Below are 20649 nucleotides of genomic sequence, written 5' to 3'. Positions count from 1 at the left end.
ATTTGTAGAAAAATATCTTATTTTGTAATTTCCTATCTTTTTGGAATAGAAAAAATCTGAGTTCAATACTATCGTGAACTCAGATCTAGCAGTTAAATAATTAATATTTAAAACGATTAACATAACCCTGCAATTCATCCGCCATATCAAGTAGAGTTTTGGCAGACAAAGCCATATCTTGCATAGAAGATAAAGTTTGTTCCGTTGAAGCAGCAACTTCTTCTGTAGCAGCAGCATTTAATTTTGCGTGATCGGAAAGTTCAATAGCAGTCGCTGAAACTTCTTCTACAACGGCAGACATTTCTTGAGCAGATGCTGAAATATCCTCCATTTTCGGCGCGATGTTTCGAAGACTTTCGATAATGCTCGCGAATTTTCTACTTGTTTCTTCTGTCAATTGTAAGCCCTCTTGAACATCTGTCGACGCTTTGACCATTGTCTCTACAGATTTTGCCGTATCTTGCTGAATAGTAGTTATAAGCGCAGAAATTTGCTCTGCTGATTGATGAGATTGCTCTGCTAATTTGCGTACTTCATCTGCCACTACCGCGAAGCCTTTGCCATGTTCTCCTGCTCTAGCAGCTTCTATAGCTGCATTAAGCGCTAGTAAATTCGTTTGATCTGATATAGCACTAATCATTTCTAAAATGGAACCAATTTCTTTCGTGCGATCATACAGTGCTTTAATCATTGTATCTGATTGAGTTACAGAATTATGGATAGAATTCATTTGCTGTACCGTTTGTTTGACAGATTGTCCACCTTCTTCTGCCAATTGGATAGCATGACTAGATAGGTCAGAAACCTGCATGGAACTGTCTGCCACTTCAACAACGCCTTTAGCAATTTCTTCAACTGAAATGGCATTCTGAACAATACCTGTTGTTTGTTTTTCTGTACTAATTGCCATTTGGTGCATGGCATCGGCAACTTGCTCTGAAGCAGCGATGTTTTGTTCTGCATTAGCAGATAAATTTTGAGCGGCTGTTTGGACATGTTGTGAGCTTTGATCAACATTACGAATTAATTTTTTTAAGCTCACCTTCATAGAGATAAAGGCTTCTCCAAGCTGACCTATTTCATCTTTAGAATGGATTTCAATAAACTCCGTTAAATTACCGTCACTAATTTTTAATGCGCTTTGCTTCAATTGATTAATTGGGTTAACAATAGACTTTATCATAAAGAGCATGAAAATAACGCCAATGAGAATGGAAACAATAATGATAATTAAATTTATATTCAATGTGGATGCTGCAGCTTTTGCAGCTTCCGCAGTAAACATTGTACCAATTACCTTCCAACCCGTTAACTCATTCGTAACAAATTGTAAGTGACGGTCTTTTTCAATGATAGTACCGCTTTTCTGCTCATAAATTTTTGTTATGTAGCTTTCCGTTGCCTCTGTACCACTTTCTTTATCTGGCTGAGCAATGTAAATTTTATTGTTATCTAAAAGAGAAGCGAAGCCCGTTTCTCCAATACGAATATTATTCGTAATGTCACTTAATGTAGAAATATTTAGATCTAATCCTAATACGCCAGAACCATCCGGTAATGCCTGAGTAATTGTGATGACAATGTCACCTGTAGATTGTGTAACATATGGTGCAGTAATTGAGGTCTTCCCATTATTAACTAAAGCCTGCTTATACCAAGGTCTTGTCCGAGGGTCGAAGCCATCAGGATACTCTTGAACAGGCTGATCAAACAGTTTGCCTTCAGCAGTCCCAATATATATCAGATCTACTTCAGGGTGCATGTTGACATATTCACTTAATAATGACTTCAGTTCTAAAATGCTCTCATCTTGAAAGTAAGTTTCACTAAATTTCTGTGAAAAATATTGTACATCTTTCAATTTAGGTTCAATCATGTTTGTAATATTGGAATTTAGAATGCGTACACTTTCAGTCGCACTTGCGCGTTGCTCCTCTGAAATTTGCTGTTCAGCACTTTGGTAAGATACTATTCCAATCAAGAGTGTTGGGATGAGAAGCATGGCTAAAAACGAAAAAATAAGCTTTTTTCTTAAACTTAGTTGTTTCAATTGTATTATCCTCACATAATATTTTATTCTATACTTTTCCCTTAAAGGTAAATAATACTCATTCTATCAGAAATAAAATAAAAGTTAAGTACTTTGAATTAATTATTTCTTAGTAATGTATATCATTATCAATTGTTTGAAATTTCCTTAAATTGATGGCGTTAGAAGCTATATAAAGCTGCTTTTTGATGTATACTAATGCTCAAAAGAGGAGGGAATGAAGTCATGATTCATCAAATAGGACAAGTAATGTTATATGTTAATGATCAAGATGCAATTGTTAAGTTTTGGACAGAAAAAGTGGGGTTTGTGGTCATTTCTGAACAGGAAGAGGCAGGCATGCGCTGGATTGAAATTGCACCAACTGAGGAAGCTCAAACATCCTTTGTGCTTCATAACAAAGAAATTATTGCTAAAATGCAACCTGATCTAAATTTAGGAACACCTTCTATTATGTTTTACGCTGATAAAATTGAAGAGATGTACCAAGATTTTCAGGCAAAGGGCGTAAAAGTAGGAGATCTAGTCATGATGCCAATGGGTAGGGTTTTTAACTTTGCTGACCCTGAAAATAACTACTTTGCCTTGGTTGAAAAGAAAAAATAAATAACGGAATCTGCTTGTTTTTTGTTAGAGTTAAGTAAAAATGAGCAGATTCCTGTTTTAGATTATTTAATAGCTAGATTTGTCGTCTATGATAAATCCTCACCAAAAATACCAACCGTTTGCCGATCTATTAAAAATTCATGGCCATTCCATTTTAAAATATTTTCTACATAGCCTAATCCATCAGCATGATATCTACCTGCAATTTCTTGATATCCTAAAATTTCATACGTTCCATCTCGGTCGTAATCAACAGGATATAGTCCTCCAAAAGGATCTACCCAGCCTTCAATCGGTTGCTTCAAGGTGCCATCTGGATTATAAATTTCAGCTAAGTAGTCGGTTCCTTTATACTGTAAATCAATTGTGTATTTAATAGCAGGATTAAAACTCTGAACAACAGCCTTATAATGATCTACATAATTGACCTTATATTTAAGTTTATTATTAAAAGACTCTGCATCAAAGATGGAACGAACTTGATTGTTGATGGAGGAAAAAATCTCACCATTTACAATTCCGCCGCTACCTCCTGTATCAGACACAACCAGAATATCCTCAATATGATTACCAGTAAAATCGCCCAAGAAAATGGTCGGATTATAGCCCATATTTTGTTTCAATGGAATTTGCTCCATTTGTCTTGTTTGACCATAAAAAATAGACAGTGTTAGATTTCTCCAGAAAGGACTATCAGGCTGTTTAGTGCCCATTAAAAAAATGGTTTCAAAAAAACCATCCCCGTTAATATCTCCAAACTTAGTTTGAATAACTTGTGGAGCCGAATGGGTTATGATTCCACCGTTTAGTGGCGAATTTAAATTATTGGTCATATATGCACCTCTTTCATTAGTCTTAGCATATGTTGTAAGAAAAGCTTGGTGCATGAATCAAAGGTAAAAGTTGAAACTTTGTAATACATATTAAACTTACAAAAAAACTTGAATTTCACCCATTGACATTTTCTAATGCGAAAAGTATTATAAGTGTCAACGAATCAGAAAATTCAGTACCAAATAGTATCTCACTACATTCATGTAGCAAGAGATTTTTTTTCATTATCAATCCTTAGTAAATTTATACGATTTATATATATTGGGAAGAAGGAGATTCATTTGAAGAATTTATTTGTAAAGACAGAGCGACAACGATATTGGCTAGATCAACTAGCTGCTATAGCTGAGCCAATCAAGGCAGAGGCTGTTGAGGTAGATGAGCAATCTCGTTTTCCGTTCGAAGCTCATCGATTACTTTTACAAATTGGCTATCCTCAACTTACTTTACCGAAACAATATGGCGGAGAAGGGTTATCTGTTTATGATATGGTGCTTGTACAAGAGACGCTAGCAAGCTATGACGAAAATGCCTCTCTTTCCCTTGGATGGACATTAGGTGTTGTTGGGGAAATTTATGAAACTAAACTATGGACTGATGATCTATTAATAGCTTTTTCTGAAGAAATAAAGAGAGGGGCCATGATTAATAGAGCTGTTAGTGAGGCTGCAACAGGTAGCCCAACGCGAGGAGGGCGGCCAGGGACAAATGCCATTTCTACTAAAGGTGGCTGGCTAATAAATGGGCGCAAGATTTTTACGACTGCATCTCCAGTGCTCGATTATTTCCTTACCTCCGCTTGGATTGAAGAAAAGCAGCAAGTTGGCTTCTTCCTCATTCATAAGGATGCAGCAGGTCTATCCATTGAGGAGAATTGGGAGATGTCTGCAATGCGAGGCACAAGCAGCCACGACCTTGTGTTAAAGGATGTGCTTGTTGCAACAGAGTATTTAGTAGAGTTACCAAGTCATCCGAGTGGTGGCAAAATAAATGGCTGGATACTCCATATCCCAGCAACTTACTTAGGTATTGCACAAGCAGCCCGTGATTATGCTATTCATTTTGCTAATCACCATCAACCGAATAGCCTGAATGCGCCAATTAGTACGTTGCCAAACGTACAACAGCTTTTAGGGGATATTGAATTAAAGCTCCATCAAGCACGTTTTGTCTTATACGGAGTGGCTGAGGCTTACGATGATCCTGCTAGACGTGGACTAATAACAAATGAAATGGCTGTTGCTAAACACACAGTAACAAACATGGCAATAGATATAGTCGATAAAGCGATGCGTGTAGTAGGGGCGAAAAGCTTACAACTATCCAATCCATTACAGCGTTTTTACCGCAATGTTCGTGCAGGGCTTCATAATCCACCGATGGATGATATGACGATAATTAAATTAGCGACTGCCGCTATTGAACAGCAGAAATTATATGAAAATCAATCATTAAATCATGTGAACAATAAGGAGAAATGACATATGAAGAAGAATAAGATTTTTCAATTTGCTGCAATTGGTTTTGCCTCTATAGCATTATTAGCAGGTTGTAATTCAGGAGAGTCTGCAGATAAAGATTCTGGTGATGGTGAAAAGGTACGTACAGTAAAAGTAGCCTACGATCAAGCGTCAAAGCCTATTAGTTACATTGACGATAATGGAAATCCAACTGGTTATGATGTAGAAGTAATGAAATTAGTAGATGAATTGCTACCTGACTATCAATTTGAGTATGTAGGTACAACAAGTGATGATTTATTAATTGGTGTGGAGCAAGGGAAATATCAAGTAGGGGTTAAAAACGCATTCTTTACTCAGGAACGAACAGAGAAATTTATTTTCCCGAAGGAATTCTTAGGTTTAAGTAGCGCAGGTTTAGTTTTGCGTAAAGAGGATGAAGGCGTGAAAACATTAGCGGATTTTGCGAAAAAGGGCTATTCTTTAGCACCGATTGCTGCAAATAATGCTCAATATACAATTATCGATGAGTATAATACGGCAAATCCAGATAATAAAGTAAAACTTGAGGCCGGTGACGCCTTTACTGTCGATGTAGTGCAGTGGGTAAATGAAGGCCGTGTTGATGGTGGTGTCATGATTGAAGGCCCATTTAAACAACAAGTACTTGCAGAAGATGGACCATATTATAACCTAAAAGATGACGTTGTCTATAACGAATTTGCTGTTATAAAAACATGGCCACTGTTCAATAAAAAAGAGCAGGAATTTGCTGACGCTTATGATAAAGCAATAGCACAGGTTAAAGAACAAAAGAAAACAAATGAATTAAGTACAAAATTCTATGGCCGTGATTTATTTGAAGTACTGGAAAACGTAAATCGTTAGTTTAAAACGGAACGAATAGTAAGGCTGTTGAGTCAGTAATGCTCAGCAGTCTTTATTCATAAAAACAAAAGTTGGTGAGGAAATGGATAAATATTTTGACGCAACCTACATTTGGAACGCAATCCCAGTGTTATTGCCATTTTTAAAAATTACGTTCTTAGTTGCAGGGTCCTCCATTATCTTAGGTACCCTATTCGGCTTATTGCTGGCGGCTGCTAAGCTATCTTCAGTCAAGTGGCTAACTAAATTCGCTAATCTGTATACAACGATTATGCGTTGTACACCCTCCATTGTTTTGTTATTTCTTGTCTACTATGGCGTCCCAGCATTAGCGGAAAATGTTGGTCTTAATCTCCATTCAATTGAAACGGCCATATTTGTTGTCGTAACATTCACCTTACAATTCACGGCAATAATGTCTGAGGTGATACGGTCTGCCTACTTAGCCATTCCAAAAGGGCAGTTTGAAGCAGCCGTTAGTGTCGGGCTAACACCATTCCAAGCCTACCGTCGAATTATTTTTCCGCAGGCGCTGGTCGTCGCTTTACCGAACTTTGGCAATGGCATGATCGCTTTATTACAGGAAGGTGCACTTGCTTATACAATTGGTCTAATTGATATTGTAGGTAAGGCAAATCTAATTATTGCAAGTAACATCAATGCTCATGCCTTAGAAATTTATATTGCATTGGCTATTATCTATTGGGTGTTATCTATTATTATAGAGAAAATATTTACTATATTAGAAAAGGTATTTGGCAAGGGTAAGAAGACCCTAGAAACAACTTAAGGAGGCGTGAGGGTGAATTATCAATTTTTACTTGAAACATTTTTCGTAGCTTTGTCTGGTGTTCCTATAGCGCTCCTAGTCACAGTTGTTGCTTTGGTAATAGCTTTGCCAATGGGGTTTTTATTAGCACTAACTAGGATCAATAAAATTCCAGTTATTCATCACCTCGCGAAGATTTATGTTTCTTTTGTTCGAGGAACGCCGATTATTATACAAATTTTTATTATCTATAGCAGTATACCTTTAATGTTAAAAATTATTTTTGAAAAATATCATATTGCGTATGATATTTATAAAATCAATCCAATTTGGTATGCGTTTATTGTATTTGCATTCAGCTCAACAGCCATTTTGATTGAGGTCTTTCGATCGGCGTTAAGTACCATTGAAAAGGGGCAACTAGAGGCTGCACACTCAGTAGGTTTGTCAACATTCCAAGCATATACTCGCATCATCATTCCACAGGCATTAGTAGTGGCATTGCCGAATATTTGCACAGCTACAGTTAATCTTATTAAAGCTACATCGCTAGGCTACGCAATGTCGCTTCCTGAAATTACACTGAAGGCAAAAGTAGCGGCAAACGTTGGCTACAATTATGTAGAGGCCTATTTGGATATCTTTATTGTGTACTTAATTTTATGTAGTACGGTTGAATACTTGTTTAAGCGTTATGAGAAATATTTAAGCAAATACAAAATGGCAAATGTCTAAGGGGTGAATTAGCATGTTAGAAATTAAAAATATTCATAAATCATTTGGTGGCAATGAAATCTTAAAGGGTGTTGATTTAGCCATTGATAAAGGGGACGTTGTTGTTATTTTAGGTCCCAGTGGTTCAGGAAAAACAACATTATTGCGTTGTATCAATTTTTTAGAGAAGGCTGATCAAGGCCATGCGACATTTGGAGATATTCAGGTTGATTTTCAACATGTAAAGAAAAAAGACGTGCATGCAATTCGCCAGCGTGTCGCATTTGTCTTTCAAAACTATAATCTATTCACTAATAAAACAGCATTAGAAAATGTAACGGAAGGATTAATCATTGGACGTAAAATTCCTAAAGCACAGGCTGTGGAAATTGGTAAAAAGGCACTTGATAAAGTAGGTTTATCAGACAAATATGATGCCTATCCAAGTCAGTTGTCAGGAGGTCAACAGCAACGTGTTGGTATTGCACGAGCAGTAGCTTTGAATCCTGATATTATTTTATTTGATGAACCAACGTCCGCACTTGACCCTGAGTTGGTAGGTGAGGTTCTACAGGTCATGAAAAATATTGCAGCGGAGGGTACAACAATGCTTGTAGTAACACACGAAATGGGCTTTGCCAAAGATGTTGCCAATCGCGTAATTTTCATGGATGGAGGAGTGGTTGTAGAGGAAGGTAGCCCTCATGATATTTTCGTCAGCCCAAAAGAGGAGCGAACGAAGAAATTTTTAAAACGTGTTATTCCAGAAGACTATACGTTCTATATATAAAACAGCAAGAGAACAGGAGAATCTGTTATTTACAGATTCTCCTGTTACCTATTATTGAAGGAAATACGTTAATTTGTTGATCGAGTAAATGTGAAGCTCATGCATAGCTCTCGTACACGCCGTATAGAAATAGTACCGCTCGCTTTCTCTTGAGTAATTAGCGGCAGATGCATTATAGATGATTACCGCATCAAATTCGATCCCTTTCGCCATGTAAGCTGGAAGTAATAAAATACCCTTCTTAAACTGCTTTGAATTATGGTTGATTAATTGAATATCTACTCGATTGTTTAATTGCTTATAAACGGCAGAGCATTCGGCTGCGGTTTTACAGATGACAGCAATTGTTTCGAATTCAATAGATAAATGGTCGATATTTTGAATAATTTGATCCATTAATTCCAATTCATTTGGCACAATAGTAATCGATGGTTCAGGGCCATTTCGGTTAAATGCTTCTACTTCACTACCATCATTCAATATTTTGGCAGTGAGTTGTATGATTTGCTTTGTCGAACGATAGCTTTTGGTTAATATCATTTTTTCTGCCTGCTCACCATATAATTGAGTGTCGAGTAGAGAAGGATTATTAAAGGTATGTGGATGAATCGTTTGGTGGCCATCACCTAAAATGGTCATACGTGCTTTTGGAAATAACTGCTGTAATACAGTAAGTTGAAATGGCGAATAATCCTGTGCTTCATCTATTAACACATGACGGATCATCCTATTGGTCTGTTGTCCTTCAATTTTGTCCTGTAAATATAAAAATGGTGCAGTATCCTCATAGGCAATCAAACGCTTTGCTAAATTAGGGAGTGTTTGTAGACAAATGTCCTCCCAATTGTCTGGCATAAGGTGTTGTAAATCCCTGTTAATAGAACTATTCAAATCAAAGAGCTGTCGATATGTACTCAACATATGGACAAACTTTAACTTGTTAACAGAGTTACGTAATGGTTTAAAGTGTTTTTTGACAATTTGTCTCGCTAATTTATAGCGTTCTTGATCAAAATCGTCAAATGAGTTTTCAGTATAGCGACCCTCATATAAAAGTTCACTATAAGATTTGGAGTAATCTTCTTTATCTAATAGCTCAGTAGCTTCTTCTACCCATTCCTTTGTACGCTCAGCCTTTTCCAATTTCGTTAGTTGCTGCAATAACCATTCTTTTACTAATTGTAGGCGATCTGGTATCGACATAGTAGAAGGGAAAGAATAGAAGTATTCGGTAATTTCCTGTGCAGTAATAATTCGTTCTCCACGAAAAACGATATTTTTAAATAACAAGCCTTTATCGGATAAATAACTCGCATATTGATCGATTAAATGTTTATAAGCGAGACTCGCTTTAAAAGAAATGATGCTTAATTTTGTTTGATACTGGGCATCATCCTTTTCTGTTAACAGTTCTTCAAGCTGCTCATAAGGATACTCTAATTGAAACTGTTTACCTAATCGTTTTTCAGCATATTCTATAAACGTTAACTGCTGCATATTGTCTTCCCCTAAATCAGGTAAGACAGAATGAACATATTGATTAAAAAGTTGGTTAGGTGTAATTAGCAGAATTTGATCGGCAGTCATTTCATCACGATAACGATAAAGTAGATAAGCTACCCGCTGTAAGGCTACAGCTGTTTTGCCACTACCTGCCACACCTTCAACAATAAGATAGCGTGAATTTACATGGCGAATAATTTTATTTTGCTCTGCTTGGATTGTCGCAACAATACTACGAATATGCTCATTTGCATTTTGCGCAAGGATATCGAGCAGTAGGTCATCACCAATTGTAAGGCCCGTATTAAACATGGATTGTAGTTGACCATTTTTAATAATAAATTGCCGTTTTAACAGCATTTCTCCATGAATTTCTTCACCTAATGTTTCGTAGGATGCATCACCAGGTGTGTAATCATAATACATACTTGATATAGGCGCTCGCCAATCAAAAATGATGATATTTTCATCCTGTTCATCCAATAATGTGGCTACACCAATATAAATTTTTAAAGGGTCTTGTTGACCATCTTGTACAAAGTCAATACGAGCAAAATAGGGTGACTGTTGTAAACGTTCATATACCTTTACATTACGAATTGCACGTTCCTGTGCTAGCTCTGAGTCAGATAAAAGCTCTGCCTGCTGCTTAATTGCAAAAAAGGTTTCGTCTACATCCTCAGCGGTATCTAGATTGACTCTCACATCGTTCCAAAAGGATTTCTTTAAGGCAACAGCATTTTCTTTAAAACCTTTTTCTTTATGCTCTAACTCTTTTATTTTATGAACAATAATGTTTAAAGAATCCTCAAGATGATGCTTTTCTTCTAGCCATTCTTTTTGATTTTCCAACGTTTACTCACATTCCTCTCCATAGTTATTTGCTTCCTTTGACAGTAACCCTCACCTCAATAGATGGTGAGAAGAACGTAATTGTGATGCTTTTTTAACTGTTTGTCCAACCACAAATTTGAATATAGTGAAAGTATCCAAATGCACATGATATGGGGGGATTGAAGCAGGAAATTTATCATACATCTACTTCGGAAAGAAGTATAGTCTAGAAATTATTGTAAATTTATGATACAATAAATGTGTAAGGTAATAAGATATTGATAAACAGAGACAGCTCTACAAAAAGGTGGAGCCGTCTTTTTTATATGTAATATTGCTTCATATTATGACTGATTATCATAAATTGTTATTAAAAATAATGGATGAAATGCTATTGAGACACTAAAGAATGTGGCATGCCATACGATAAAGAAACTTGAAGGGAGGTGAAAAGAATGAAGGTAATCTTTACAGTGGGGTTGCCTGGTAGTGGGAAAAGTACATTTGTGAAACTGTTAGCTAAAAATGAAAATGCAATTGTCCTATCAAGCGACGCTATACGTCAGGAGTTATTTGGGGATTCAACAAGGCAAAAATCACGTATAGTCTTTCGTACATTATATGAACGTCTTAATGACTTAGTGGCAAAAGGGTTTTCTGTCATTGTGGATGCAACCAATATTGAACGAGAGCGCAGGATGTTTGCACTTCGTAAAATACCAAGTAATGTGCAGAAGGTATGTTATTACTTTGATACACCTTATTCAATCTGTGTAGCTAGAAACCAGCAAAGGAAAAGACATGTACCATTAATCGTGATGGAAAAAATGAGAAAGCATTTAGAGTTCCCGACAGTAGGAGAAGGGTTTAATGAATTGCATATTATTCATGAATCAAGTCCCTATGATCTTTCTCGACAACAATTTGTTTCACTCATACAAGGTCACCCCACCTATGAAGAGCTTTTTCAAACACTTCAAGCAGTCCCACTTTTCAAAGAAATTTATCAATTCGATCAAGAAAACCCATTCCATCAATTTTTACTATGTCAGCATACGTATTTTGTGTACGCGTACATCAATGAGTACTACTTAGAAAGTGATAAACTAGCTCTACAAATAGCTGCATTGTTTCATGATGTCGGTAAACCAGCTTGTAAAAAATATAAACCTTTGCAACAGCGTTATGGTTATTTTGGGCATGAAAATGTCTCTGCTCAACTGGTTTGCCATTTTCTATTAGAGTTGGGTTTTGAAAAGGAATTTGTATTAAAGGTTGTTCATTTAGTGCAATTTCATATGTTAATCCAGTATGGGGGAGATAGAGGTGGAAGCCAAATTTATCATTTATTAGATGGTGATTTATTAACAAGGCTTTATTTTTTCCGTGAGGCAGATCAATTTGCCAAGTAAACTTTAGGAAAGGAAGGTGAAAATATGACGAAATTAATGAAATACCCAAGAAGTTTTCATTTACCATGGAGCAGGGGTTATACCGATGATGATAAAGTTGCTAGAAATGTGAATCATTTTATTGGAAAGGAGGTTGTTGTCACTGAAAAGTTAGATGGAGAAGGGACAACACTTTACAGAGACTATATGCATGCTAGAAGTATTCATTCAGCCAACCATCCTTCTAGACATTGGGTAAAAACATTTCACGCGAATTTTGCGTATCGGATTCCAAAGGACTGGCGCTTATGTGGTGAAAATGTTTATGCCAAGCATTCTATTTATTATCAAGAATTAACAAGCTATTTCTATTTGTTTAGCATTTGGAATGAAGAAAATATTTGTTTGAGCTGGGATGAAACCGTGGCCTTTGCAGCAGAGTTAGGTATAGAAACAGTGCCCGTTTTATACCGAGGGATTTTTGACGAAGAACAGATAAAACGTACATTCACTGGAAAATCATTCTTTGAAGGGGAACAAGAGGGGTATGTCATTAGAAATACTAGCTCATTCCATTACGAAGATTTCCGCTATAATTTAGGGAAATTTGTGAGACCGCAACATGTTCAAACAAGTGAGCATTGGCTACAAGAAGAAATTATTCCAAATAAATTAAAATCCTAACCAATTAAGAAGAGAAGGGACTGAGCACAATGTAATACTATAGCAAGCATTCAATAATCATCTATTACGAGGTAGGTGCAAGGAGTGCATATCCCTTTCCAATGGGAGTACGGGTTCGATTCCTGTTATCCTCGCCATAAAAAAATGAACTCTCTTTATTAGGACGAGAGTTCATTTTTGTTTGTTTATTTAGTGTAATTATCGAAGTAGCCTTGAATGTAAATCATTGGTGTTCCTTTGTCACCCGAACCAGATGTAAGGTCAGATAGGGAACCGATAAGGTCTGTTAAACGACGCGGTGTTGTTCCTTGTGCAGCCATTTGACCTGTTAAATCTTCATCTTTATTTTGGATGTATTCAGAAATAGCAGCCTTTAGTTCTTCGCCTCGAAGGTCTGCAAAATCATTGTCCGCTAAATATTTTAATTTAACCTCGTTCGGTGTTCCATGTAATCCAGCGGTGAATGCTGGGGATACAACAGGATCTGCAAGCTCCCAAATTTTACCCACAGGATCTTTGAATGCGCCGTCACCATAAATCATAACTTCTACTGTTTTTCCTGTAGCTTCTTTAATTTTTGCTTGGATTCCATCAACAATGGGTTGGCAAGTATGTGGGAATAATTTAACACTATCCTCTGTTGCTTTGTTCGAGCCAAGTAGACCATACTCAGCATTGAAACCAGAGCCATTAATTGATTCAGCTAAAATATTATCAAGGCTGTAAACTTTTTCTGCACCGTTCGCTGTTAGAATACGTTTTGTGCGGAAGCGTGAATGAATATCACACGTTAAGATACTCTTTGTGTAATTTAAAATTGTTTTTGGATTATTTGAGAAGATGACCTCACACGTAGCCCCTTCTGCTTCGATTAACTCTTTATAGTATTCAATATAATCTACACCAGTAAATGTGTGTTTTTTATAGCCAAAATGCTCGCGGAATTCAACCTCATTGAGCGTATCCGTCCATGGGTTAATGCCTTTTACATCGAGCTCATCAATATCTACAAGATGATTACCCACTTCATCAGATGGGTAGCTTAACATTAATACTACCTTTTTTACACCTTTAGCGATGCCTCGTAAACAATTGGCGAAGCGGTTTCGACTTAAGATGGGGAAAATAACACCTACCGTATCATCTCCAAACTTAGCCGCTACATCTATGGCAATATCATCAATTGTAGCGTAGTTTCCTTGTGCACGTGCCACGACAGATTCAGTTACTGTCACAATATCACGATCCTCTATTGTATATCCTTCAATATGTGCAGCATTTAACACTGTATCTACAACAATTTGTTCAATATTATCGCCTTCATTAATAATAGGACCACGAAGACCTCTTACAACTGTACCGATTACACGTTCCAATTTAATCTCTCCTCATTCTATCTAGCGTAAAGTGATATAAAAACCATATGATTTTACTATAAGGCTCGTTAATGATATAAGTAAAATTAATAGTTCATATAATAGCTATAAGAGGTGCTTATATGATAGGGAAATTAGATTTATATCGTGTTTTTAGTGTTGTAGCAAAAAATAATAGCTTTTCTAGTGCGGCAAAAGATTTATATATGACACAGCCAGCTGTAAGTCAGGCAATGATGCAATTAGAAAATGAGCTTGGCACACGTCTTTTTAATCGAACTCCTAAAGGTGTGACATTAACAACAGAGGGTAGCCTACTTTTTGAATATACTAATTCTGCTTTAGGGCTTTTAGATGCTGGTGAAGAAAAGTTACTTGAATTCAAAAATTTAACAACAGGGCAATTAAAAATAGGTGTAGGTGATACGATCTCACGCTTCTTTTTAATGCCTTATTTAGAAGCATTCCATACAATGTATCCGAATATTAAATTGCAAATGCTAAATGGCACAACCTCTGAAATTTGTAATTTTATTAAATCGGGTGAAGTAGATATAGGGTTTTGTAATTTTCCAATTGAAGATTCAACATTACAGTTAACGGTATGTACAGATATTCAGGATATTTTTGTCTGTGGGGAAAAATATAAAACACTTTCATCTAAAAGTTTAAGCTATGAGGACCTTTTAAAATTTCCACTTATCTTTCTAGAGAAAAAATCGAATTCAAGGAAGTATGTGGAAGATTATCTTTTTGCAAGAGGCGTTCACATAGAGCCAGAGTTTGAGCTAGGCTCACATGATTTGGTACTCGAATTTGCGCGTAGTAACCTCGGCATTGCATGTGTAACAAAGGAATTTTCAAAGGACTATCTTCAACGTGGACTTCTTTATGAATTAACTTTAAGGGAAAGTATTCCTACGAGAAGTATTGGTATGTGTTATTTGAAGTCAGTACCTCTTTCTAGAGCAGCAATGAAATTTGTTGAAATCATTGAAAGTAAACATTTTAATACGAGAAGAACCATAAAAAGAGCTTAGCGACGAGAAAAGAATCGCTATGCTTTTTTTATTAAGATATCAATCAGTATGTCGACATTGTGCTTATTTTTCATGGTAGGTGAGCAAAGATAAGAAAATGTTCGCATAAAGTGCTGTCCTTCAAGGCGCAGAATAGTCATATCTCCATTTTTTAATTCACGTTCTATCACACAGGCAGACAATAAAGAAAGACCAAGTCCCTGCATTACACTCTCCTTCACGCCCTGATTACTGCTAATAGTCAAAAGCGAATGAATCTGTAAACCATTTGCTCTGAATAAATGATCCAGATAATAACGTGTTCCAGAGCCTTCTTCACGCGCAACCCAGCTTTGCTGCTGGAGTTTATCAGCAGTCAGAGGTTGTTGCTTTGTAAGAGGATGTTTACTGTCGCTAACAATAAATAACTCATCTTGCATAAATGGCTTAATGACTAGTTCATTATCATGAGCCTGTCCTTCAATTAGACCTATATCGACTTGCAGTAATTTTGTATATTGAATGATTTCTTTTGTATTGCCAATAATAATTTGAAGTTCAAGTTGTGGGAATTGTTGCTGTAAGCTTGCAATAATTGGAGGTAATATATATTCGCCAATTGTAAAGCTTGCCCCAATGACTAGCGTACCTTGTACCTCTTGATGATAGGCAGCGATATCTTCTTTTGCAGCTTCAGCTATCGCCATGATTTGCTTTGCTCGTTTATAAAGAATTTCACCAGTTGGTGTAATTTGCACCGATTTTGGGGAGCGAATAAATAAGGTTGTTTGTAATTCTTGCTCTAGATTCTTAATGTGTAAGCTAACACTTGGTTGTGAAATATGAAGTATTTCAGAGGTCTTTGTAAAATTATTGACCTCAACCAGTGTGATAAATGTTTTTAAAGCATCCAATTGCATATCTTCACCCCTATTATTAGAAATATTAATAATAATAATTATATATATGTATTTTACTAATAGTGCACTCTTTATTAAAGTAATAATCAACAAGGGAGAAAGAAGTGAACATCATGGTTAATAGACAGCATAAATTAAAATCTACTCTTAATCCAAATTTCTTGAAGGGGATATTGTTAACGCTTCTTATTGCTTTAGTAGCGAAATATATTGCCACATTTCCTTTCCTTTCAATATTGGGACAGTTGGTTATTGCCATTATATTAGGGATGACCTGGCGAGCAACATTTAAAGTACAAGATTCTTGGCAAGTAGGTATTTCATTTTCCAGCAAGAAGCTATTACGCTTTGGTATTATTTTATTGGGTATGCGCTTAAATTTGGCAGATATTTATCATGCGGGTGCTAACGTTTTTTTAATTGCAGTCATTAATCTGCTATTTGCCTTAATTGTTGTGTACGGCCTAACAAAAATATTTAAAGTCGATCAAAAGCTAGGGATATTAACGGCTTGCGGGACTGCCATTTGCGGAGCTGCTGCAGTAGTGGCAATTGCACCTCAAATTAAAGCAAATGAAAAGGAAACGGCGGTAGGGGCAGCGATTGTTGCGTTATTGGGGACTATTTTTACACTTATTTATACGGTACTTTATTCCATCATCGATTTAACACCTACTGCGTATGGGATTTTCGCAGGGGGGACATTACATGAAATTGCGCATGTAATTGCAGCTGCATCTGCTGGTGGAAATGAAGCAATTGATATAGCCGTCATCGTGAAATTAACACGAGTGGCCCTACTCGTACCTGTAGCAATTGTTATTGGTATTTTCTATCGAAGAATGGACAAAAGTGAAGAGAAAAAAGCCTTTTCTTTATCCATCATACCGTGGTTTATTTTAGGATTTTTAGCGATGAGTGCTATCAACTCTTTAGGGATTATACCGGCGAATGTATCGCAAGCATTAGTTGATACTGCTTATATCTTAATTGCGATGGCAATGGCTGGTCTAGGGCTAAATGTTGAAATGAAAACATTTAAGGAGCTAGGTGTAAAGGCATTTATTGCAGGTTTAATTGGCTCGGTCTGTCTATCCGTGCTGGGCTATATACTAGTCATTCTTTTATATTGATTTAATCAATGTTTCTTATACCAAGAAAAAAGACCCTGCATGATCGTTCAACCATGCAGGGCTTTTTAGATAGAATCAGAAGATAATGTATAAGTAATTTAATCGTCGTTTATTAATTTAAGGCTTCAATAGAAGAAGCTAATTCCGCCACCACTATTTTGCTGCCGATAATTGGACTGTCAGCCTTTTCTCCCTCAGAGCCCGAATTTGGGCGTTGATGGGCTGCAGCAAATGCATCGCTATTACGCCATGCTTGGAAATGCTCCTTAGATTCCCAATACATATTAACACTCATTTCATCATAAGTAGGATCATCAGTTGAAATTAATACCTCTACTTTATGAAAGCCTTCAAACTGTTGCAGAGGACCTGGCTTTGTAAAATTTGGTGCCATTCTCGCAGCAAAACCGGGTTTTACTTGAATACGATTAGTTACAATAATCATGCTTTTACCCCCCTTAATTTCATTTACTAGGTTTTTGAATGAATTATCATTGATTATCATTCGCACTCAATGATAAGTGGCTGAGGAAGACATTGTCAATAGATGTCCTCTATATAATCTGTGCTAGTAGTTTATGGGTAATGGATAGGCTGACATTTAACTGACATAATCCAGTGCTATAATGAATATAAGAGTGAACTAGTAGCGAGGTGATTGACTTTGGCAAACATTCTAGTAATAGAGGACGAATATCCAATAAGCCAGGTTTTAAAGGTATATTTACAAAAAGTGGGTTATAGTGTGACACAATGTTTTAATGGTGGTCAAGCCTTGGTCATGTTTCGTGAAACAAAGCCAGATCTAGTGTTGCTAGATATTATGTTACCAGAAAAAAATGGTTGGTCCATTTTAAAAGAAATAAGAGAACGAAGTACTTGCCCAGTTATCATGTTAACAGCATTAGGTGAGGTTAATTACCGTCTAGAGGGGTTTGATCATGGGGCAGATGATTATATTGCCAAGCCTTTTATCGCAGATGAAGTTGTTGCAAGAGTGAGGGCTGTTTTAAGACGTGCTGTAGGTAGTTCTGATTCAGCTACTAGTAAGCAGTATGGGTCTCTAGTGATTGATTGTAAAGCGCATAAAGTGCTTTTGGGTGGAGAAGAGATTGTATTAACGCCAAGAGATTTATCAGTGCTCATGTTTTTAGCTGACCACCCTAATCAAACATTTACCCGGGATCAGCTTATAGATCAAGTTTGGGGATGGGAGTATGAGGGTAGTGATCGTGCTGTAGATTTAGCTATAAAGAGGCTAAGGAAGGCTTTAAAAGAATGGGATGAAGAGGAAGGAGAAATAAAGACACTACGTGGATTGGGGTATCAGCTAAGTGTTCAAAAAAAATAAGCGAATATCCTTACTTCAATATTGGACGAGCCGATATTTACTGACACTTTTTATAGGCTTAGCTATTATATCTTTAATCTCAGCAGCGTGGATTCGACATACAACATTTGAAAATCGATTAGAATTAATGGAGTTTTTAGCAGACGAAACGGTCTATCGTTTAACGGATACAACAAATCCTAATAATGGACCTATAAATGGTATTCCAGGTTTCATAGGGGATCGTCAGCGTTTTAATATGAAAGAGATCGATCCGATTTTGTATGTTGTAGATACAGAGGGAAATATACTGACTAGCAACCGTCCTGTACCACCTGGTAGTGCTAAAAATGTTGCTGGCTTGTTAGATGGAAAAGAAGGTACTAAGGAAATAAAGGATGGACTTGAACCTGAATATGTAGTGAAAAGAAAGATAGAAAATAATCATGAGTTATTGGGCTGGGCCCTGGTGATGGAGAAGAAGGAGAATTTAACAAGAGTTAACCAAGCATATGGACAGCTTGCCATATTAATTGGAGCATTAGCATTATTAGGCTGGATCGCTATTTACTTTCTGTCAAAGCGTTTGGCCTATCCCATTAAACAAGTAGCTGAGGCTGCCAAGCATGTACAGGAAGGCAATTATGCAATTGATTTGCCTCAATATAGTAAGGAAAAGGAAATCTATGAGCTTGTTTCCTCCTTTAAAAATATGGCAAATAAATTAGAACAGCTGGAGAAAACTCGAACGGAATTACTAGCAGGTGTCACCCATGAATTGAAAACACCTGTCACCTCTATAAGTGGTTTATTACAGGCTGTAAGAGATGGTGTTGTAACGGGACAGGATGCTATGGAATTCATTGAAATGGCTATGGTCGAAACGACAAAAATGAAAACAATGGTTGGTGACTTACTTGCCTTTAACCATTTTGCTGTCGATGCTGTTCCTGTGCAGATAGAGTCAGTAGATGTTAATCAGCTACTGCGAGAGGCGGTGGCACAGTGGGAAGTCATGCAGGAAGATGAACATGTAAAAGTTCATTTACATTTGTTGGAAAAACCTGTGCTTGTACAGATAGATATTGTTCGTATCCAACAGATCATTACAAACCTATTAACCAATGCTAAACAGGCGATGGACAAAGGAACAATAACCTTGAGGTTGATAGATCATGCCGAGGCTCTGTCAGTGATGGTGAAGGATACAGGACATGGAATCCCTCTAGAGGATCAGTCATTTATTTTTGAGCGCTTTTATAGAGGGGGAAATAAAAAATATACTGTTCGTGGCTTGGGTTTAGGATTACCACTTAGTAAAATGATGGCCCAATCTGTTGGGGGCGATTTGCGATTAATTGAAAGCAATCCCTCTGGAACACATTTTGAATTAGTATTGCAAAAGGCTACTACGCTATAAGAGCGTAGTAGCCTTCTTAGTGTTGGTTTAATCCGTCTCCCAGAAATCTGCTTTGTTTTGTAAAAGAGAGTTGAAGAATTTGTAAAGCTGACATCTGCCTGACACAAAAGCCCTTTATAGTAAACGATGTAGACGGGAAATGAACAAAGGGACGAGCAGCATTAAATGTTAGTCAGTCTGACACTAATACAAGTAGGGAGAGTGATGAAATGCCAATAGTTACTTCATTTAATCCAAATGGTCGCCAAGAAATAAAGCAAGCGATCTCTTATCCAGATTATGCATTATTAAAAGCCAAGCTTCAGCATGTTATGCAGCGTGATCATCATGCTGGCTTAGACGGTAAATATTTAATTCGTAGTACGTACTTCGATAATTTTGCCAATAAAGTGTTAAATGAGAAAAAAGAAGGCTTTATTAATCGAGATAAATATCGAGTACGCATATACGGCAAGTCTAATAATGTTATTAATCTTGAGCGGAAGAGTAAGCGTAACAATGTGACCTTTAAAACAAAATGTTCAATATCTCAAGCTGAGTATGAAAAACTACGTATTGGCGAGATAGCCTGGATGAAGAATGATGACCGAGCGCTAATTCTAGATTTATATCATGAGATGAATTACAACCAGTTGCGACCTACTACGGTAGTGGATTACGAGAGAGAAGCCTATATCTATCCGTTTGGCAATGTGCGTGTGACATTTGATAGTAAGGTGCAATCGAGTCTACGCAACACGGATATGTTTAATAAAAACTTGCCTATGGTCGATGTGCTGGAGCCTAATCTTGTTATTTTAGAGGTAAAGTACGATGAATATCTACCAGACATCATCAAATATTTACTACAGTCAGTGGATACTCGTGCTGAGGCCTATTCAAAATATCAACTTAGTCGTATGTACGGCTAATAATAAAGGAGAATGAA

General features: G+C 36.8%; 19 protein-coding genes. 13 read left to right on the top strand and 6 right to left on the bottom strand.

Features of this window, described 5'->3' with window-relative positions:
- Positions 1-100: 100 nt before the first annotated feature.
- Complete coding sequence (locus AC1RFD_RS17625; RefSeq protein ID WP_492475130.1) at positions 101-2050, bottom strand: methyl-accepting chemotaxis protein; 1950 nt, start codon at positions 2048-2050, stop codon at positions 101-103.
- 225 nt (positions 2051-2275) lie between these two features.
- Here AC1RFD_RS17625 and AC1RFD_RS17620 point away from each other — a divergent pair, with 225 nt between their 5' ends.
- Complete coding sequence (locus AC1RFD_RS17620; RefSeq protein ID WP_054548514.1) at positions 2276-2656, top strand: VOC family protein; 381 nt, start codon at positions 2276-2278, stop codon at positions 2654-2656.
- 86 nt (positions 2657-2742) lie between these two features.
- On the opposite strand, the gene AC1RFD_RS17615 is transcribed toward AC1RFD_RS17620, so the two are convergent.
- The gene (locus AC1RFD_RS17615; protein WP_259420042.1) at positions 2743-3489 is read right to left on the bottom strand and encodes a YybI family spore inner coat protein; all 747 of its coding nucleotides are present in this window, start codon (positions 3487-3489) and stop codon (positions 2743-2745) included.
- A gap of 282 nt (positions 3490-3771) precedes the next feature.
- Here AC1RFD_RS17615 and AC1RFD_RS17610 point away from each other — a divergent pair, with 282 nt between their 5' ends.
- The 5 genes from AC1RFD_RS17610 (at position 3772) to AC1RFD_RS17590 (ending at position 8111) form a co-directional block, all read left to right on the top strand.
- Complete coding sequence (locus tag AC1RFD_RS17610; protein ID WP_259420043.1) at positions 3772-4971, top strand: acyl-CoA dehydrogenase family protein; 1200 nt, start codon at positions 3772-3774, stop codon at positions 4969-4971.
- Between the two features lie 3 nt (positions 4972-4974).
- Complete coding sequence (locus AC1RFD_RS17605) at positions 4975-5838, top strand: transporter substrate-binding domain-containing protein (RefSeq protein ID WP_492475129.1); 864 nt, start codon at positions 4975-4977, stop codon at positions 5836-5838.
- Between the two features lie 82 nt (positions 5839-5920).
- Positions 5921-6628, top strand: coding sequence for an amino acid ABC transporter permease (locus tag AC1RFD_RS17600; RefSeq protein WP_048395479.1), 708 nt, complete (start codon positions 5921-5923; stop codon positions 6626-6628).
- Positions 6629-6640: 12 nt separating this feature from the next.
- On the top strand, positions 6641-7342 hold the full coding sequence (locus AC1RFD_RS17595) for an amino acid ABC transporter permease (protein ID WP_492475128.1): 702 nt from the start codon (positions 6641-6643) through the stop codon (positions 7340-7342).
- 13 nt (positions 7343-7355) lie between these two features.
- On the top strand, positions 7356-8111 hold the full coding sequence (locus AC1RFD_RS17590) for an amino acid ABC transporter ATP-binding protein (RefSeq protein ID WP_048395482.1): 756 nt from the start codon (positions 7356-7358) through the stop codon (positions 8109-8111).
- Between the two features lie 51 nt (positions 8112-8162).
- Here AC1RFD_RS17590 and helD read toward each other — a convergent pair whose 3' ends face one another.
- The gene (helD, locus tag AC1RFD_RS17585) at positions 8163-10466 is read right to left on the bottom strand and encodes an RNA polymerase recycling motor HelD (protein WP_492475127.1); all 2304 of its coding nucleotides are present in this window, start codon (positions 10464-10466) and stop codon (positions 8163-8165) included.
- 437 nt (positions 10467-10903) lie between these two features.
- Between helD and AC1RFD_RS17580 the strand changes: the two genes are divergently transcribed.
- Positions 10904-11860, top strand: a complete 957-nt coding sequence (locus AC1RFD_RS17580; RefSeq protein WP_492475126.1) for an AAA family ATPase — start codon at positions 10904-10906, stop codon at positions 11858-11860.
- A 24-nt stretch (positions 11861-11884) separates the two neighbouring features.
- Positions 11885-12523, top strand: a complete 639-nt coding sequence (locus AC1RFD_RS17575; RefSeq protein WP_054548520.1) for an RNA ligase family protein — start codon at positions 11885-11887, stop codon at positions 12521-12523.
- A 185-nt stretch (positions 12524-12708) separates the two neighbouring features.
- Here the strand turns inward: AC1RFD_RS17575 and AC1RFD_RS17570 are convergent, their stop codons facing one another.
- Positions 12709-13899: a coenzyme F420-0:L-glutamate ligase gene (locus AC1RFD_RS17570; RefSeq protein WP_054548521.1), complete on the bottom strand. Its 1191-nt coding sequence runs from the start codon at positions 13897-13899 to the stop codon at positions 12709-12711.
- A 122-nt stretch (positions 13900-14021) separates the two neighbouring features.
- Here AC1RFD_RS17570 and AC1RFD_RS17565 point away from each other — a divergent pair, with 122 nt between their 5' ends.
- A complete protein-coding gene (locus tag AC1RFD_RS17565; RefSeq protein ID WP_048395493.1) occupies positions 14022-14939 on the top strand; it encodes a LysR family transcriptional regulator in 918 nt (305 codons plus the stop codon).
- A 17-nt stretch (positions 14940-14956) separates the two neighbouring features.
- Here the strand turns inward: AC1RFD_RS17565 and AC1RFD_RS17560 are convergent, their stop codons facing one another.
- Positions 14957-15838: a LysR family transcriptional regulator gene (locus AC1RFD_RS17560; protein WP_492475125.1), complete on the bottom strand. Its 882-nt coding sequence runs from the start codon at positions 15836-15838 to the stop codon at positions 14957-14959.
- A 113-nt stretch (positions 15839-15951) separates the two neighbouring features.
- Here AC1RFD_RS17560 and AC1RFD_RS17555 point away from each other — a divergent pair, with 113 nt between their 5' ends.
- Positions 15952-16971, top strand: a complete 1020-nt coding sequence (locus AC1RFD_RS17555) for a YeiH family protein (RefSeq protein WP_054548943.1) — start codon at positions 15952-15954, stop codon at positions 16969-16971.
- 112 nt (positions 16972-17083) lie between these two features.
- Here AC1RFD_RS17555 and AC1RFD_RS17550 read toward each other — a convergent pair whose 3' ends face one another.
- Entirely contained in the window at positions 17084-17416 is a 333-nt protein-coding gene (locus tag AC1RFD_RS17550; RefSeq protein ID WP_048395499.1) for a heme oxygenase, read from the bottom strand.
- 219 nt (positions 17417-17635) lie between these two features.
- Between AC1RFD_RS17550 and AC1RFD_RS17545 the strand changes: the two genes are divergently transcribed.
- The 3 genes from AC1RFD_RS17545 to AC1RFD_RS17535 all read left to right on the top strand — a co-directional run bounded on the left by AC1RFD_RS17545 (position 17636) and on the right by AC1RFD_RS17535 (position 20632).
- Positions 17636-18322 (top strand): response regulator transcription factor, encoded by a 687-nt coding sequence (locus AC1RFD_RS17545; protein ID WP_492475124.1) that lies wholly within the window; start codon positions 17636-17638, stop codon positions 18320-18322.
- A complete protein-coding gene (locus AC1RFD_RS17540; RefSeq protein ID WP_492475123.1) occupies positions 18306-19721 on the top strand; it encodes an ATP-binding protein in 1416 nt (471 codons plus the stop codon). The genes AC1RFD_RS17545 and AC1RFD_RS17540 overlap by 17 nt, the downstream gene beginning before the upstream one ends.
- Positions 19722-19930: 209 nt before the next feature.
- A complete protein-coding gene (locus AC1RFD_RS17535; protein WP_048395505.1) occupies positions 19931-20632 on the top strand; it encodes a polyphosphate polymerase domain-containing protein in 702 nt (233 codons plus the stop codon).
- The last annotated feature ends 17 nt before the right edge of the window (positions 20633-20649 follow it).

It is taken from the genome of Lysinibacillus sp. GW823-FHT02G10 (assembly GCF_058797135.1).
The sequence above is the reverse complement of the archived record's forward strand: the minus strand, read 5'-3'. Positions and strand labels throughout refer to the sequence as shown.

What these genes read in the sequence shown, in the direction of transcription:
- AC1RFD_RS17600 (WP_048395479.1), top strand. Translation starts at nt 5,921, where the DNA reads ATGGATAAATATTTTGACGCAACCTACATTTGGAACGCAATCCCAGTG.
- AC1RFD_RS17615 (WP_259420042.1), bottom strand. Translation starts at nt 3,489, where the DNA reads ATGACCAATAATTTAAATTCGCCACTAAACGGTGGAATCATAACCCAT.
- AC1RFD_RS17565 (WP_048395493.1), top strand. Translation starts at nt 14,022, where the DNA reads ATGATAGGGAAATTAGATTTATATCGTGTTTTTAGTGTTGTAGCAAAA.
- AC1RFD_RS17550 (WP_048395499.1), bottom strand. Translation starts at nt 17,416, where the DNA reads ATGATTATTGTAACTAATCGTATTCAAGTAAAACCCGGTTTTGCTGCG.
- AC1RFD_RS17575 (WP_054548520.1), top strand. Translation starts at nt 11,885, where the DNA reads ATGACGAAATTAATGAAATACCCAAGAAGTTTTCATTTACCATGGAGC.
- AC1RFD_RS17560 (WP_492475125.1), bottom strand. Translation starts at nt 15,838, where the DNA reads ATGCAATTGGATGCTTTAAAAACATTTATCACACTGGTTGAGGTCAAT.
- AC1RFD_RS17580 (WP_492475126.1), top strand. Translation starts at nt 10,904, where the DNA reads ATGAAGGTAATCTTTACAGTGGGGTTGCCTGGTAGTGGGAAAAGTACA.
- AC1RFD_RS17590 (WP_048395482.1), top strand. Translation starts at nt 7,356, where the DNA reads ATGTTAGAAATTAAAAATATTCATAAATCATTTGGTGGCAATGAAATC.
- AC1RFD_RS17605 (WP_492475129.1), top strand. Translation starts at nt 4,975, where the DNA reads ATGAAGAAGAATAAGATTTTTCAATTTGCTGCAATTGGTTTTGCCTCT.
- AC1RFD_RS17535 (WP_048395505.1), top strand. Translation starts at nt 19,931, where the DNA reads ATGCCAATAGTTACTTCATTTAATCCAAATGGTCGCCAAGAAATAAAG.
- AC1RFD_RS17620 (WP_054548514.1), top strand. Translation starts at nt 2,276, where the DNA reads ATGATTCATCAAATAGGACAAGTAATGTTATATGTTAATGATCAAGAT.
- AC1RFD_RS17555 (WP_054548943.1), top strand. Translation starts at nt 15,952, where the DNA reads ATGGTTAATAGACAGCATAAATTAAAATCTACTCTTAATCCAAATTTC.